The sequence below is a fragment of the Terracoccus sp. 273MFTsu3.1 genome, from assembly GCF_000383675.1.
Taxonomy (GTDB): Bacteria; Actinomycetota; Actinomycetes; order Actinomycetales; family Dermatophilaceae; genus Terrabacter.
Genome location: NZ_KB911823.1, coordinates 21,899 through 38,613 on the forward strand (window position 1 = coordinate 21,899; position 16,715 = coordinate 38,613).

Here is a 16,715-nt window from a genome sequence, read left to right on the forward strand (position 1 = left end):
CCCCGTCCTCGGAAGGATCCTCCGTGCTCCGCACTCACGAGGCCGGCACACTCCGTGCCGACCACGCAGGCCAGACCGTCACCCTCACCGGTTGGGTGGCGCGGCGTCGAGACCACGGCGGGGTCGCCTTCCTCGACCTGCGCGACGCCTCGGGAGTCGCCCAGGTCGTCGCGCGTGACGAGGTGCTCGCCCAGGGTGGCGCCCACGACGTGCGCAACGAGTTCTGCGTCAAGGTCACCGGTGAGGTGCGCGAGCGTCCGGAGGGCAACGCCAACCCCGACCTGCCCACCGGCGACATCGAGGTCATCGTCAGCGAGCTCGAGGTGCTCAACCCGGCCGCCCCGTTGCCGTTCCAGATCGACGAGCGTGTCACCGTCGGCGAGGAGGCGCGCCTCAAGCACCGCTACCTCGACCTGCGCCGCCCCGGCGCGAGCTCGGCCGGCGCCGCGATCCGACTGCGCTCCAAGGTCAACGCCGCAGCCCGCGCCGTGCTCGGCGCCCGCGACTTCGTCGAGATCGAGACGCCGACGCTGACCCGCTCCACGCCCGAGGGTGCCCGTGACTTCCTCGTGCCCGCGCGCCTGGCGCCCGGCTCGTGGTACGCCCTGCCGCAGAGCCCCCAGCTGTTCAAGCAGCTGCTCATGGTGGCGGGCATGGAGCGCTACTACCAGATCGCTCGCTGCTACCGCGACGAGGACTTCCGCGCCGACCGCCAGCCGGAGTTCACCCAGCTCGACATCGAGATGAGCTTCGTCGAGCAGGACGACATCATCGAGCTCGGCGAGTCGATCGTGCAGGCCCTCTGGCGCCTCATCGGCGTCGAGCTCGAAGCGCCGTTCCAGCGGATGACCTACGCCGACGCGATGGCCCGCTACGGCTCCGACAAGCCCGACCTGCGCTTCGGCAACGAGCTCGTCGAGTGCACGGGCTACTTCGCCGACACCACCTTCCGCGTCTTCCAGGCCGACTACGTCGGTGCGGTCGTCATGCCCGGTGGTGCGAGCCAGCCCCGCAAGCAGCTCGACGCCTGGCAGGAGTGGGCCAAGCAGCGCGGCGCCCGTGGCCTCGCCTACGTCCTCGTCCAGGAGGACGGCGAGCTCGGCGGCCCGGTCGCCAAGAACCTCACCGACACCGAGCGCGCCGGCCTCGCCGCGCACGTCGGCGCCCAGCCGGGGGACTGCATCTTCTTCGCCGCCGGTGCGGCCAAGCCGTCCCGTGCGCTGCTCGGCGCCGCCCGTCTCGAGATCGGCCGGCGCTGCGAGCTCATCGACGAGGACGCGTGGAGCTTCCTCTGGGTCGTCGACGCCCCGCTCTTCGAGCCGGCCGCCGACGCCGTCGCCTCGGGCGACGTCGCGGTCGGTGCCGGTGCGTGGACGGCCGTCCACCACGCCTTCACCTCGCCCAAGCCCGAGTTCCTCGACACCTTCGACACCGACCCGGGGCCCGCGCTCGCCTACGCCTACGACATCGTCTGCAACGGCAACGAGATCGGCGGCGGCTCGATCCGTATCCACCGGCGCGACGTGCAGGAGCGCGTCTTCGCCGTCATGGGCCTGTCGGAGGAGGACGCCCAGGAGAAGTTCGGCTTCCTCCTCGAGGCCTTCGCCTTCGGTGCCCCGCCGCACGGTGGCATCGCCTTCGGCTGGGACCGCATCGTCTCCCTGCTCGCGCACACCGACTCGATCCGCGACGTCATCGCGTTCCCGAAGTCCGGTGGTGGCTACGACCCGCTGACCGCGGCGCCGGCCCCGATCACGCCTGCCCAGCGCAAGGAGGCCGGTGTGGACGCGAAGCCCGCGGCCTCTGCGCCGGCCACGCAGGGTGCCCCCGAGGTCAACCCGAAGCAGAGCTGAGCCACGAGGCGGGGCCTTCCGCCGCCGACCGTGAACGTATGCCGCCCACCCGAGCCGGGCGGGCGGCATACGTTCTCGTCGGCCGGGGTCACCGACGCCGTCGCGCACGACCGACGGCGCGTGAACCGCTCCGTCGGCCGCTCCGGCAGGATGGGGACGTGGCGGAGCAGATCACGCGTGCACCGGACGACGTGCTCGTCCACCTCCGTCGCGCCCGCGACCTCGCAGACCGGGAGTACGCCGCACCGCTCGACCTCGACCGGCTGGCCGCGGCGGCCGGCCTCTCGAAGTACCACTTCCTCCGGCTCTTCCGCGCGACGTACGGCGTGACGCCGGCCGGGTACGTCTCGCGCCGCCGCATCGAGCGCGCCCAGGACCTGCTGCGCGCCACGAACCTCACCGTCACCGAGGTGTGCCATTCCGTGGGCTTCTCGAGCCTCGGCTCGTTCAGCAGCCGGTTCCGCACGGTGGTGGGGGAGAGTCCCAGCGAGTACCAGGCGAGGTACGCCGCGACCGGGGCGCCGCACATCCCCGGCTGCGTCCTGTTCATGTGGGGGCTGGCGGAGAGCGCGCCCGCAGGCTCCGCAACCCAGGAGAAGCACGAGGCGGTGGACCCGCCCTAGCGTGGTCACATGATCACCAACATCTCCATCGTCAGTGTCTTCGTGAAGGACATCGACGAGTCCAAGCGCTTCTACGTCGACGTCCTCGGGTTCGAGGAGAAGGACGACATCACCCTCGGCGACGGCTACCGCTGGTGCACGGTCGTGCACCCGAGCCAGCCGGAGCTGCAGGTCAGCCTCGCCATCCCCGGTCCGCCCTTCCCGGACGAGCTCGTCACCGCGATGAAGCGGGCGCAGGACGCCGGCGGGCTCAACGGTCTCGGTCTCACCGTCGACGACTGCGAGCAGACGTATGCCGACCTGTCGGCCAGGGGCGTCGAGTTCCTCCAGCCCCCGTCGGCCCGTCCGTACGGCACCGAGGCCGTCTGCCGCGACAACTCGGGCAACTGGGTCGTGCTCGTGGAGCTGTCGGACCGGGCCGTCACCGCGGCCGACTTCGCCTGACGCCGAGGCGCGGGGCGCCGCCCGGTCAGCGGTCGATGACGACCGGGCGGCTCGACCAGGCGCACAGCCGGTCGTAGCCGAGCGACAGGTAGAGCCCTCGCGCGACGGCGTTGTGGGAGTACATCCCGAGGGTGCAGACGCCGGTCTCGGCCACGGCTAGGCGGGTCACGGCGCCGACGATGGCGCGGCCGAGCCCCTGTCCCCGCAGGCGCGTGTCGACGGCGACGGACGACAGGTGCGGAGCACCGGCGCGCGTGGTGCCCCAGGCCGCCACCGCGCTGAGGGAGCCGTCGGCGTCCTCCACGGCGAACCACCGTTCGCCGCATCCGGGTTCGGTGTCGGCGGTCGGGGACTGGGCCCTGAGGAAGGCCCGCACCTCGTCGGCGCGCGCGACGTCGTCGATGACGACCACCCTTTCGTGCGAAGGGTGCTCGTCGGGAGCGATGGTCGTGTGGAACCACTCCCAGTCGCCGCCGTCCATGACGCGGTAGCGCTCCCGGAGGTGCGGCTCGAGGTGCTGCGGCACGCTGACGGAGAAGGCGCGACGGTCGGGCGAGACGGTCGCCGCGATCTCCGGCAGGTGGTCGAGGAGGGCCGTCACGCCGTCGTCTCCACCGAGGACGTTGACGGTGCGCCGCACGGCCTTGCGGGTGCGCTGGAAGGCGACGGCGTCGGCCGCACCCCACCACGTCGCGGCGAGCTCGTCCGTGACCTCCCACCGCACGAAGGGATGGCCGCCGGTCGCGTCCAGCAGACCGTCGAGCCCGTGCTCCGCGACGACGGCGGTCACTCCGTGATCCCGAAGCGGTCGTGGAGGCGACGCATCGGTGCGGGCGCCCACCAGTTCCACCGGCCGAGCACCGTCATCGTCGCGGGCACGAGCAGCATCCGCACGAGGGTCGCGTCGATGACGACGGCCGCGACGAGAGCCACGCCCATCTGCTTGATGATGAGGATGTCGCCGGCGACGAAGCCACCGAAGACGATGACGATGAGCAGGGCTGCCGACGTGATGATGCGGCCGGTGCGCTGGAGGCCCAGGGAGACGGCCCGGTCGTTGCCGGCGCCGTGCCGGTGGAACTCGACGATCCGCGAGAGCAGGAACACCTCGTAGTCCATGGACAGGCCGAACCCGAACGCGAGGACGAGGAAGGGGACCATCGACTCGAGGGCTCCCACCGAGCTGAAGCCGAGCAGCCCCTCGAGGTGGCCCTCCTGGAAGATCCACACGACGACGCCGAGCGCCGCACCGAGCGAGATGACGTTGAGCAGCAACGCCTTGACCGGCAGCACGACGGACCCCGTCATGAGGAAGAGCAGGACGAACGTGCCGAGCACGACGAGCGCGACGGCGTACGGGGCACGGGACGACATCGACTCGAGGAAGTCGATCTGTCCGGCGGCCTGGCCCGTCGTCAGCGTCTCGAAGGGGGCGCTCGTCGCTCGGATCGTCGTCACGAGGTCCTGCGCCTCGTCGGAGGTGGGCCGTCCGGCGACGCGGATGTCGACGCGCTGGTCGCCGCTGCCGAGCGGACGGACGACGAGACCTTCCACCCCCGGGCGCGAGCGGAACTGCTGGGACCAGGCCGTGACGGCGGCGGTGTCGGCCGTGCGGGCCACGACCGTGACCTCCGGGGCGGACAGGGCAGGGTAGTCGCGGTCGAGCTGCTCGAAGAAGACCCGCTGGGGAGCGTCCTTGGGGAGCAGCTCGGTCCCGGACGACGTCAGCTTCATCGACAGGGTGGGCAGGGCCAGTGTCACGAGCACCACGACGACGCCGAGGATGACGGCCACCGGGCGTCGCTGCACGCCCACGGCGAGGCGCGAGAAGAGGCCGACGTCGGACGGCCTCTCGACTGCCTTGCGGGACAGTCGTTTTGCCCCCACCACGCACAGCGCCGGCACGAGCGTGATGGCGACGACCATCGCGACGAGCACGACGCTGACCCCGGCCACACCGATGGCGCGCATGATCGACGCCTCGAAGATGAGCAGGCCGGCGAGGGCGATGGCGACGGTCAGCCCGGAGAACAGGACGGTGCGGCCCGCGGTCGCCACCGTCCGCTCGGCCGCGTGGGCGATCTCCTCGCGCGTCGGCACGTCGTGCTCCCGGTGCGCGAGCTCCTCGCGGAAGCGGCTGACGGTGAGCAGCCCGTAGTCGATCGACAGCCCGAGCCCGAGCAGCGTCACGATGTTGACGACGGTCGCGTCCAGCTCGACGACGTGCGAGAAGCCGAAGAGCGACAGCAGCGCACCACCGATCGAGACGATGGCCCCGACGATGGGCATGCCTGCGGCGACGAAGCCGCCGAAGACGAAGAACATGACGATGAAGGTGAGCGGCAACGCGATGCCCTCGCCCCGCAGCAGGTCCCGCTCGACGGTCGTCGTGATGGCTTCGATGACCTTGCTCGTGCTGCCGACGGAGCCCTGGGCGTGCATGGCGGTGGCGACACCGAGCAGGCGGGCCTCCGCCTGGGTCTCGGCCGCGTCCTGTGCCGCCTTGTCGAGTCCCGGCGCGAAGTCGACGACCGTGACGAATCCGCCCGCGGTGGGCGTGCCGCCCTTGAGCAGCGGAGCCACCGACGGGTCGGTGACCCCGCCCGGCGCGAGCAGCGGCGACCGCACGCTCTTGACCCCGGTGACCTGCGCGACCTCGCGCGTCGCCGACCTCCCGGCCTCGACCGTCGCGGCGTCAGCGAGGTCGGCACCGGTCACCTGCATCGTCAGCGTCTCGAGCGCCGGCTGGCTCTCGGCGATGACGTCCTGGGCGCGCGACGACTCGGACTCCACGGTCGGCGCGCCGGAGTGGAGGCGCTCGAAGAGGGACTCGCCGGTGACCCCGCCGACCGCGACGGCGAAGCACGCGATCGCGGCGACGGCCCAGGCGAGGATCCACGTGCGCGGGTGGCGGGCGATGAGTGCACCGAGGCGAGCCAGGCGGGTGCGCGGCGCCGGGCCCGCGGCTGAGGGGTTCTGCACGCGGATAGCCTTCCACAGTGATGTCGAACAGCACGGAGGACCTCTTCGGTGCGGCCTCCGCCGCCGAGCGCGGCGAGCAGCCGGCGTCGGCAGGCGTCGCCCCGCTCGCCGTCCGGATGCGGCCCCGCACCCTCGACGAGGTCCGCGGCCAGGGCAAGGTGCTGCGCCCCGGCAGCCCGCTCCGCCGGCTCATCGAAGGATCAGGCGGTGCCGCCGGCCCGCTCTCCGCGATCCTCTGGGGGCCGCCCGGGACGGGCAAGACGACACTCGCCCACCTCGTGGCCACCGCGGCCGAACGCCGCTTCGTCGAGCTCTCCGCCGTCACGGCCGGGGTCAAGGACGTCCGGTCGGTCATGGAGTCGGCCGTGCGCGAGCGGGACCTCTACAGCCGCCAGACCGTGCTCTTCCTCGACGAGATCCACCGCTTCACCAAGGCCCAGCAGGACGCCCTGCTCCCGGGCGTGGAGAACCGCACCGTCATCCTCGTGGCAGCGACGACGGAGAACCCGTCGTTCAGCATCATCGCGCCCCTGCTGTCGCGCTCGGTGCTCGTCACGCTCGAGTCCCTGTCCGACGGGGAGATCGCCGAGCTGCTCGCCGCCGCGCTCGCGGACGAGCGCGGGTTCGGTGGCGCACACACGATGGCCGGCGACGCCACTGACCACCTCGTCCGGATCGCGGGCGGCGACGCGCGGCGGGCACTGACCTCGCTCGAGGCAGCCGCCGGTGTCGCGCTCGACGCGCAGCCTGCGGGCCGGATGTCCGACGACCCCGTCGAGATCACCCTCGCGCACGTCGAGCAGGCCGTCGCCCAGGCGGCCGTCCGCTACGACCGTGCGGGCGACCAGCACTACGACGTGGCGAGTGCGCTCATCAAGTCGATGCGCGGCAGCGACGTCGACGCCGCCCTGCACTACCTCGCGCGGATGCTCGAGGCGGGGGAGGACCCCCGCTTCATCGCTCGCCGCATCGTCATCTCCGCCAGCGAGGACGTCGGGATGGGCGACCCGACAGCCCTCCAGACGGCCGTGGCCGCGATGCACGCGGTGGCGCAGATCGGCATGCCGGAGGCGCGGATCATCCTCGCTCAGGCAGTCGTGCACAACGCCATGGCACCCAAGTCCAACGCGGCATACCTCGGCATCAACGAGGCCATCGCCGACGTACGCGCGGGGCGGGGCGGCGTCGTACCCGCGCACCTGCGGGGGAGCGGCTACGCCGGGGCCGAGCGCCTCGGCCACGGAAAGGGCTACGTCTACGCCCACGACGAGCCCGACGGGGTCGCCGCGCAGCAGTACCTCCCGGACGACCTCCACGACGCCGTCAGCTACTACCGCCCCACGGACCGCGGGTTCGAGGAGCGCCTCCGGGCGCGCTGGGAATGGCTCTCGGGACGTCTGGGGCGCACGCGCGGAGAGTGACCGGAGGGACGTGTCTGCCGGTGCGTGGTCGGGGATTGTTTCGGCCCTGCCACGCGTGGACGGACATTGTGTCGCGGGACGTGGTGCTCGGTAACGATTTGTCATCCATGCACGTCTCGATGCTTGGACAGCGCGAAACTGTGTGGCAGGCTCGCGTCGTCCCGGCGGGGGTGGCATCCGGATCATCTGGTGTGCTCCCGAGGGCGGCTCGGGTGACGAATCCCCGGGTCGGATGTGATCCCACAAGGATGGAGACAACGCGTTGAACGCAATGCCGGAGCCCTCAGCAGCAACGCTGACCGAGGAATCCGAGGAGACGTCTTCGACGACCGCCCCTGAGCACCAGGAGGTCCGCACCGGACGCTCTCCCGGCCAGGTGGCCTGGGCCCGGCTCAAGCGGGACAAGGTCGCGATCATCTGCTCCGCCATCATCCTGTTCTTCCTGCTCGTCGCGATCTTCGCCCCGTTCCTCGTCTCGCTCGAGGCGGTCGACCCCATCACCGGCGCGAAGGCCGACCCGAGCACCGTGCACACCGAGCTCGTCGACTTCAACGGTCTGCCAACGGTCGGGGCCAGCTCGGCCCACTGGCTCGGCGTCGAGCCGCGCCTCGGTCGCGACCTCTTCGCCCGCTGGGCCTACGGCGCCCGCCCCTCGCTCGTCATCGGCTTCGTCGCGGCCTTCGCGTCGACGCTCGTCGGCGTGGCCCTCGGCCTCATCGGTGGCTACCTCGGTGGCGCCTCCGACAAGGTCATCTCCTGGGTCATCGACTTCTTCCTGTCGCTGCCGATCCTGCTGCTCGTCCTGGCGATCATCCCGATCATGCAGAAGCGCATCGCGGCCGGTGGCGACCTGACCCCGGAGGAGACGTCGACGATCCGCTTCTGGGTCCTCATCGTCATCCTCGTCGTGTTCGGGTGGATGGGGCTGGCACGACTCGTGCGTGGTGAGGTCAAGAGCCTGCGCGAGCGGGAGTTCGTCCAGGCCGCCCGAGCCATCGGCGTGCCGACCCGCTCGATCCTCTTCCGCGAGATCCTGCCCAACCTCGTCGGCCCGATCATCGTCTCCGCCTCGATCGCCGTCCCGGCCTACATCACCTACGAGGCGACGCTGAGCTACCTCGGCGCCGGTCTCGTCGAGCCCACGGCCTCATGGGGCCGCACCATCGCCGACGCCCAGAACCTCTTCGCCACGTACCCCCTGTGGCTCTGGCCGTCCGTCATCGGCCTCTCGCTGCTCGTCCTCGCCCTGAGCCTGCTCGGCGACTCGATCCGCGACGCGTTCGACCCCACCAGCCGCCGCTGACCCCACCGGGTCACGGTCACCAGATGTTCTCGGCAAAACGCCGGGACAAGCACAAAGGGAGCAAACAACAATGCGCTGGACCAAAGTCCTGACCGTGGGAGCCGCGGCTTCCCTCGGCTTCGTCGCGGCCTGCGGAGCACCTGCCGCCAACAACGGCGGTGCCGGTGGCACCAACGGCACGGGTGGCAAGGTCGACACCGCCGGTGCCGCCCTCGACCCCAACGCCAAGGGCCCGGCCCCGGAGATCCCCGGCGCGAAGAAGGGTGGCATCCTCACGGTGCCCTACTCCTCGACGCCCGCCAACATGGACCCGAGCGACCAGTTCTTCCAGGACACGGCCGTCATCTTCTCGCTCACGCACCGCGCCCTGACGACCTACGTCAGCCGTGACGGCAAGCAGGTCCTCGTTCCGGACCTCGCGACCGACCTCGGCAAGGCGTCCGAGGACGGCCTGACGTGGACGTTCACGCTCAAGGACGGCATCAAGTACGAGGACGGCACGCCGGTCAAGGCCGCCGACATCGTCTTCGCCGCGAAGCGCTCGTTCGACCCCGACCTCGCGGCCAACGGCCCGACGTACCAGCGCGAGTTCTTCAAGGGTGGCGCCGACTACCAGGGCCCCTACAAGGGCGACAAGAACTGGAAGGGTGTCGAGGCTCCCGACGACAAGACCGTCGTCTTCCACCTCGAGAAGCGCTTCGAGACGCTGCCCTACTTCGTCTCCTTCAACCAGTTCACGCCGATCCCCGAGGCGAAGGACAAGAAGGCCGACTACCAGCTGCACCCGCTCGCCACCGGCCCGTACATGTTCGACAAGTACACCCCCGGCACCGAGCTGGTCCTCAAGCGCAACCCCAACTGGGACCCGGCCACCGACCCGGCGCGTCACAACTACCCCGACGGCTTCCACTTCAAGTGGGGCGTCGACACCATCAAGACGCAGACGGCCATCCTCGCCTCCAACGGTGACGACGCCACGAGCCTCAACTGGGACGCCATCGACTCCTCGCTCATCCCGCAGATCGAGGGCGACAAGAAGGCCCAGTTCGAGGAGGGCCCCTCCTCGTGCGTGCTCATGGTCAACATGGACGCCCGCAAGATCCCGCTCGAGATCCGCAAGGCCATCGCCGTGGCGTGGCCCTTCGACTCGATCCACAAGGCCGGCGGTGAGACCACGCACTCGTTCTCGCCCGCCAGCACGATCATCCCGCCGCAGATCCCCGGCCACCTCGACTACACGGCCGAGGCCGCCCCGGGCTTCAAGATGAACGGCCAGGGCGACGGCAACCCGACGATGGCCAAGGACATGCTTGCCAAGGCCGGCTACGGCCCCGACAAGCCGTTCGAGCTCATCTACTACTACACGAACGACGACGACATCGCTCAGAAGGTCAACCAGGTCCGCAAGCAGAAGCTCGAGGCCGCTGGCTTCAAGGTTCAGGACATCGGTGTCCCCGGAGCCGAGCGTCGCAAGATCGTCGGCGACCCCAAGGGCAAGTACAACATGCTCCAGTCGCCGCGTGGATGGTGCTTCGACTGGCCGTCCGCCGACTCGATCATCCCGCCCACCTTCGGCACGATCGCCCTCTCGGGTGGTAGCACGACGTTCGGTAACTTCTCCGACGCCAAGATCGACGCCGAGATCAAGCGCATCCAGAACCTCTCCATCACGGAGCAGGGCCCGGAGTGGGGCAAGATGGACAAGTGGCTGACGGAGAACTACCTCCTGGCCATCCCGGACAACAACGACAAGGGCAACTCGGTCTTCGGTACGAAGGTCAAGAACGTCCACAACAACCCGAACAAGGGTATGCCGGACCTCACCGACGTGTGGCTCGACCAGTAAGTCGTCAGTGACAGCGCCCCTCCGGGGGAGCAAGATCTGAACTGACAGCCGTGGTGGGGGTCCGGGTTTCCCGGGCCCCCACCACCGGCGCCCACCTCGTTTGGAAGGCAAAACGTGCTCACGTACATCCTCAGGCGGTTGGCTCTCGCCCTGAGCGTCATCATGGCCACCCTGGTCTCGGCGTTCCTGCTGTTCTTCGCCGGACCCGCCGACCCGGCCCAGGCCATGTGCCCCGAGACCAAGTGCAACCCCGCTCGGCTCGAGGCCATCACCAAGAGCATCGGGCTGGACAAGCCCCTCATCGAGCAGTTCCTCACGTACTTCAAGGGACTCTTCGTCGGCCGTGACTTCGTGTACGCCGGTGACACCGTCCACTGCGGCGCTCCCTGCCTCGGCTTCTCCTTCGTGACGCGTCGTTCCGTCAACGAGGAGCTCTTCACCCGCTTCCCGAACACCGTCGTGCTGGCCCTGATGGCCGCCGTGGTGTTCGTGACGGTGGGCGTGACGCTCGGCATCATCGCGGCGGTCCGCCGCGGTTCAGGGACCGACCGCGGGCTCGTCGGCGCCTCCCAGGTGCTCGGCTCGATCCCGTACTACGTCCTCGCGCTCCTCGTCGCGCTCTACCCGGTCATCCTGTGGAACGTCCTTCCGCAGTACTCCGCGATATCCGCCGGAGTCGGTCCCTACTTCATGGGCATGCTCGCCCCGGCCCTGATCCTCGGGCTCGTCACGGCGTCGTCCTACGTGCGATACACCCGCAACTCGATGATCGAGACGCTGTCGATGGACTACATCCGGACGGCACGGTCCAAGGGCATCAACGAGCGCACCGTCCTGTTCAAGCACGGCTTCCGCGCCGCGATGAGCCCGATCGCCACGATCCTGGGCCTCGACATCGCCGCGCTGCTGACCGGAACGCTCATCACGGAGCAGATCTTCGGTGTCGACGGCATCGGCCGTCGCGGCCTCGCGGCCCTCCGGTCCTTCGACCTGCCCGTCATCATGGGCACCGTGCTCATCGGAGCCGTCGTCGTCGTGGTCATGAACCTCGTCGTCGACATCGCGTACTCCTTCATCGACCCGCGAGTGAGGCTTTCGTGACCGCGACCGTTCCCACCATCTCGACCCAGACCGCTGAAGCCCGCAACGCCGGCGACGTCGTCCTCGACGTCAACGACCTCTCGGTGGCCTTCCCCACCGAGGAGGGTGTGGTCAAGGCCGTCTCCAACCTCACCTACCAGGCCCGCCTCGGCCGCACGCTCGCCATCGTCGGCGAGTCCGGCTCCGGCAAGTCGGTCAGCAGCATGGCGGTGCTCGGTCTGCACAACCCCAAGCGCACCCAGATCACGGGCAGCATCAAGCTCGACGGCATCGAGCTCGTCGGCGCACAGAACTCGACGTTCCAGAAGATCCGCAGCACCAAGGCCGCGATGGTCTTCCAGGACCCGCAGAGCTCGCTCCACCCCTTCCACAAGGTGGGCCGCCAGATCGCCGAGGCCTACCAGGCCCACAACAAGGTGAGCAAGCAGGTGGCCCTCAAGCGAGCCGTCGAGATGCTCGACCTCGTCGGGATCCCGAACCCGCAGCGGCGCGCCAACTCCTACCCGCACGAGTTCTCGGGCGGCATGCGCCAGCGCGCGATGATCGCGCTCGGGCTCGTCAACAACCCCAAGCTGCTCATCGCCGACGAGCCCACGACGGCCCTCGACGTCACGGTGCAGGCGCAGATCCTCGACCTCGTCAACGACCTCCAGAAGGAGTTCGGCTCGGCGGTCATCCTCATCACGCACGACCTCGCGGTCGTGGCCGAGACGGCTGACGACATCCTCGTGATGTATGCCGGTCGCGGCGTCGAGAAGGGCAGCGCCAAGGAGGTGCTGGCCCAGCCGTCGCACCCCTACACCTACGGGCTGCTCCAGTCGCTGCCGTCGCACTCCGAGGACCTCGAGGAGCTCAAGGCGATCAAGGGCACACCGCCCAGCCTGCTCAACCTGCCGTCGGGCTGCTCGTTCCACCCGCGCTGCGAGTTCAAGACGCAGGTCGAGGGCGACGCCTGCTGGACCGTGCTGCCCGAGTGGCGCCCGACCCCGGGCCTGTCCAACCGTGAGATCCGCTGTCACCTGGCCGACCCCGTGGCCACGCTGCAGCACGACGAGGGAGCCCGATGAGCGACAAGACGCTGCTCAAGGTCACCGACCTCCAGCGCTACTTCCCGTTCCGCGAGGTCCAGGGCCTGCGCATGGTCAAGGCGACGGTCAAGGCCGTCGACGGCATCAGCTTCACGGTCAACGAGGGCCAGACCCTCGGCCTCGTGGGCGAGTCCGGCTGTGGCAAGTCGACGACCTCGCGCCTCGTGACGCGGCTCGACGAGCCCACCGGCGGCACCGTCGAGTTCGAGGGGCGCGACATCACGCACCTCAAGGAGCACGAGCTGCGCGACATCCGCCGCAACGTGCAGATGATCTTCCAGGACCCGTACTCCTCGCTGAACCCGAGGCAGACGGTCGGGGCGATCCTCAGCACGCCGCTGCGGGTGCACGGCCTGCACAAGGGCAAGGAGAAGGCCCGCGTGCAGGAGCTGCTCGAGCTCGTCGGCCTCAACCCGGAGCACATCAACCGCTACCCGTCGGAGTTCTCGGGCGGCCAGCGCCAGCGCATCGGCATCGCCCGCGCCCTCGCGGTGGAGCCGAAGCTGATCATCGCCGACGAGCCGGTGTCGGCCCTCGACGTGTCGATCCAGGCGCAGGTGATGAACCTGCTGGCCAAGCTGCGCAACGAGCTCGACCTTGCGTTCATCTTCGTCGCCCACGACCTCGGCGTCGTGCGTCACTTCTGCGACCAGGTCGCGGTCATGTACCTCGGCAAGATCGTCGAGTACGGCGACAAGAAGAAGATCTACGAGGCTCCGGAGCACCCGTACACCCAGGCCCTGCTCTCGGCGGCGCCCGACATCAACGTCGCGCGTGGCATCGCCCCCAAGGAGCGCATCCGACTCGTCGGCGACGTGCCGAGCCCGATCGACCCGCCGAGCGGCTGCCGTTTCCGGACCCGGTGCTGGAAGGCGCAGGACATCTGCGCCCAGCAGGAGCCGCCCCTCGTGTCGGCGACCTCGGAGGAGTCGACCCGGACGTACCGCGAGGCGGGCATCCACCTGCAGGCCTGCCACTTCCCGGAGGTCAAGACCGACCTCGTCGCGGAGGTCGAGCACTCCGCCTGAGGTCGGAGTGAGCGCCGATGGCGCGACGTGGCACGACGTGTGCCGCCGGGCCGGCTCCCGCACGGGGGCCGGCCCGAGCGGCATACCCGGGCAAAGGTGGTGGGACGAGTCTCACGCGGTCCGTTAGGGTTGAACCACCTCGGCGCGAGCGTGCGCCGACGACCGAAGGACGATGACCGTGGCCCACCAGGGACCCAGGCCGACCCGGAGCGGTGGCCTGCAGCCGGCGAGGCGAGCTCGCCGGGGGTCAGCCGCGCCCGAGTGAGGCGCCTCGCTGACCCCGCCCCCGCCCGCCCGTCCGCACGCGCGACGGGCTCTCGCAGACCACACCCGTCGACCCCAAGGACTCATCATGGAAACCGCTGAGATCAGGCGTCGTTGGCTCTCGTACTTCGGCAGCCGCGGCCACACCGTCGTGCCGAGCGCCCCGCTCGTGCACGAGGACCCGAACCTGCTGTTCGTCAACGCCGGCATGGTCCCCTTCAAGCCGTACTTCCTCGGTCAGGAGACCCCGCAGTTCTCGCGCGCCACGAGCGTGCAGAAGTGCGTGCGGACCCTCGACATCGAGGAGGTCGGCAAGACCACCCGGCACGGCACGTTCTTCCAGATGAACGGCAACTTCAGCTTCGGCGACTACTTCAAGGAAGGCGCGATCGAGCTCGCGTGGGAGCTCATCACCCGCAGCCAGGCCGAGGGCGGCCTCGGGTTCGAGGAGAAGGACCTCTACGCGTCCGTCTACTTCGAGGACGACGAGGCGATCGCGCTCTGGAAGAAGATCGCCGGCCTCTCCGACGACCGCATCGTGCGCCTCGGGCGCAAGGACAACTACTGGAACATGGGCGTCGCCGGTCCCGGCGGCCCGTGCTCCGAGATCCTCCTCGACCGCGGCCGCGAGTTCGGTGCCGACGGTGACTGGGAGGCGGGCGACCGCTACCTCGAGTTCTGGAACCTCGTCTTCATGCAGTACGAGCTCGAGAACGTCCGGTCGAAGGAGGACTTCGACATCGCGGGCGAGCTGCCCAAGCGCAACATCGACACCGGCATGGGGCTCGAGCGCGTCGCGTTCCTGCTCCAGGGTGTCGACAACATCTACGAGACCGACGAGGTCTTCCCGGTCATCGCGGCCGCTGAGGACCTCACGGGCCGTCGCTACGGCGCCGACCACGAGGACGACGTGCGCTTCCGCGTCGTCGCCGACCACGTGCGCAGCTCGCTCATGCTCATCGGCGACGGCGTCACCCCCGGCAACGAGGGCCGCGGCTACGTCCTGCGCCGCCTCTTGCGCCGTGCGGTCCGCTCGATGCGCCTGCTCGGCGTCGACGCGCCGACCCTCGAGCAGCTGTTGCCGGTCAGCATGGAGCGGATGAAGTCCTCCTACCCCGAGCTCGAGACCGACTTCCACCGGATCAGCCAGGTCGCGTACGCCGAGGAGGACGCCTTCCGTCGCACGCTGAGCTCGGGCACGACGATCCTCGACACGGCGGTGGCGCGGGCCAAGTCGTCCGGTGCGACGACCCTCGGCGGGGCCGAGGCGTTCGCGCTGCACGACACGTACGGCTTCCCGATCGACCTGACGCTCGAGATGGCTGCGGAGCAGGGCCTGCAGGTCGACGAGCCCGGCTTCCGCCGGCTCATGGGCGAGCAGCGCGACCGGGCCAAGGCCGACGCGCGGGCGAAGAAGTCGGCGCACGGCGACACGAGCGTCTACCGGCAGCTGTCCGACACCCTGGGGCGTGACGTCGAGTTCACCGGCTACGACCAGACGCTGACCGACACCCGCGTCCGAGGGCTGATCCGCGACGGCGCCGTCGTCGACCGCGTCGGTCCCGGCGACGAGATCGAGATCGTGCTCGACCGCACGCCGCTCTACGCGGAGTCCGGTGGTCAACAGGCCGACCACGGGCACATCCGCCTCGCGAACGGTGCCCTCATCGAGGTCACCGACGTCCAGCGACCCATCACCGGCCTCGTCGTGCACCGCGCGAGAGTGCTCGAGGGTGAGGCCGGTCTGGGCGACGACGCCGAGGCGGAGGTGGACGTCGTGCGCCGCCGGTCGATCTCGCGCGCCCACACGGCGACCCACATGGTGCACCAGGCCCTGCGCGACGAGCTCGGTGACACGGCGACCCAGGCCGGGTCCGAGAACTCCCCGGGCCGCCTGCGCTTCGACTTCAAGTCGCTGCAGGCCGTCCCGGCCGCCGCGATGGGCGAGATCGAGGGGCGGATCAACGCCGTGCTCCTCGACGACCTGCCCGTCACGGCGGACGTCATGAACATCGACGCGGCGAAGAAGCTCGGTGCCATGGCGCTCTTCGGCGAGAAGTACGGCGAACGGGTCCGGGTCGTCTCGATCGGCGAGTGGTCGCGTGAGCTGTGTGTCGGCACGCACACGCCTCGGGTCGGCCAGATCGGCGTCGTCAAGCTGCTCGGTGAGAGCTCGATCGGCTCCGGCGTGCGGCGCGTCGAGGCGCTCGTGGGCGCCGACGCGTACTCCCACCTCGCCCGCGAGGCCACGATCGTCAGCCAGCTGACGGACACGCTCGGGGTCCGCCGGGACGAGCTGCCCGACCGCATCGCGACCATCCTCGGACGGCTGCGCGACGCCGAGAAGGAGATCGCCGCCGTGCGCCAGAGCCAGGTGCTCGGGGCCGCGGCCGGTCTCGTCCAGTCGGCGCGCGACATCGCCGGCGTGACGTTCGTCAGCCACGATGCGGGTGACGGCGTCACCGGCGACGACCTGCGCAAGCTCGTCACCGACGTGCGCGGCCGCCTCGGCAACGACCGTCCGGTGCTCGTGTCGATGGCCTCGGTGGCCTCCGGTCGCCCGGTCGTCATCGTCGCGACGAACGAGCGCGCCCGCGAGATCGGCCTCAAGGCCGGTGCGTTCGTCAAGCTCGCCGCCCAGGCTCTCGGCGGGGGCGGTGGCGGCAAGGACGACCTCGCCCAGGGCGGGGGCACCGACCCGACACGCGTCTCGGTGGCTCTGGGCACCGTCGAGGACCAGCTCCGCAACCGAGGCGCCTGAC

12 protein-coding genes are annotated in these 16,715 nt (G+C 70.0%); 10 read left to right on the forward strand and 2 right to left on the reverse strand.

Features of this window, described 5'->3' with window-relative positions:
* The first annotated feature begins 23 nt into the window (after positions 1–23).
* From aspS to H283_RS0113010, 3 genes are all read left to right on the forward strand, one after another.
* Positions 24–1,853, forward strand: a complete 1,830-nt coding sequence (gene aspS, locus H283_RS0113000; RefSeq protein ID WP_020143956.1) for an aspartate--tRNA ligase — start codon at positions 24–26, stop codon at positions 1,851–1,853.
* A 158-nt stretch (positions 1,854–2,011) separates the two neighbouring features.
* Entirely contained in the window at positions 2,012–2,476 is a 465-nt protein-coding gene (locus tag H283_RS25100) for a helix-turn-helix transcriptional regulator (protein WP_020143957.1), read from the forward strand.
* A gap of 9 nt (positions 2,477–2,485) precedes the next feature.
* Positions 2,486–2,920 (forward strand): VOC family protein, encoded by a 435-nt coding sequence (locus H283_RS0113010; RefSeq protein ID WP_020143958.1) that lies wholly within the window; start codon positions 2,486–2,488, stop codon positions 2,918–2,920.
* Positions 2,921–2,945: 25 nt separating this feature from the next.
* Here the strand turns inward: H283_RS0113010 and H283_RS26720 are convergent, their stop codons facing one another.
* Positions 2,946–3,710, reverse strand: coding sequence for a GNAT family N-acetyltransferase (locus H283_RS26720; protein ID WP_020143959.1), 765 nt, complete (start codon positions 3,708–3,710; stop codon positions 2,946–2,948).
* The gene (locus H283_RS0113020; RefSeq protein WP_020143960.1) at positions 3,707–5,902 is read right to left on the reverse strand and encodes an MMPL family transporter; all 2,196 of its coding nucleotides are present in this window, start codon (positions 5,900–5,902) and stop codon (positions 3,707–3,709) included. Before H283_RS0113020 ends, H283_RS26720 begins: the two co-directional genes overlap by 4 nt.
* Before the next feature lie 20 nt (positions 5,903–5,922).
* On the opposite strand from H283_RS0113020, the gene H283_RS0113025 reads away from it, so the two are divergent.
* From H283_RS0113025 to alaS, 7 genes are all read left to right on the forward strand, one after another.
* Positions 5,923–7,323, forward strand: a complete 1,401-nt coding sequence (locus H283_RS0113025; RefSeq protein ID WP_020143961.1) for a replication-associated recombination protein A — start codon at positions 5,923–5,925, stop codon at positions 7,321–7,323.
* A 271-nt stretch (positions 7,324–7,594) separates the two neighbouring features.
* Positions 7,595–8,626 (forward strand): ABC transporter permease, encoded by a 1,032-nt coding sequence (locus tag H283_RS0113030; RefSeq protein WP_051103639.1) that lies wholly within the window; start codon positions 7,595–7,597, stop codon positions 8,624–8,626.
* 70 nt (positions 8,627–8,696) lie between these two features.
* Positions 8,697–10,472 carry an ABC transporter substrate-binding protein gene (locus tag H283_RS0113035; RefSeq protein WP_028785565.1) on the forward strand — a complete coding sequence of 592 codons (1,776 nt, stop codon included), beginning with the start codon at positions 8,697–8,699 and terminating at the stop codon, positions 10,470–10,472.
* 114 nt (positions 10,473–10,586) lie between these two features.
* Positions 10,587–11,573, forward strand: a complete 987-nt coding sequence (locus H283_RS0113040) for an ABC transporter permease (protein WP_028785566.1) — start codon at positions 10,587–10,589, stop codon at positions 11,571–11,573.
* Entirely contained in the window at positions 11,570–12,640 is a 1,071-nt protein-coding gene (locus H283_RS0113045) for an ABC transporter ATP-binding protein (RefSeq protein WP_020143965.1), read from the forward strand. Before H283_RS0113040 ends, H283_RS0113045 begins: the two co-directional genes overlap by 4 nt.
* Entirely contained in the window at positions 12,637–13,689 is a 1,053-nt protein-coding gene (locus H283_RS0113050) for an ABC transporter ATP-binding protein (RefSeq protein ID WP_020143966.1), read from the forward strand. The genes H283_RS0113045 and H283_RS0113050 overlap by 4 nt, the downstream gene beginning before the upstream one ends.
* A 352-nt stretch (positions 13,690–14,041) precedes the next feature.
* A complete protein-coding gene (gene alaS, locus H283_RS0113055; protein ID WP_020143967.1) occupies positions 14,042–16,714 on the forward strand; it encodes an alanine--tRNA ligase in 2,673 nt (890 codons plus the stop codon).
* Position 16,715 lies beyond the last annotated feature (1 nt).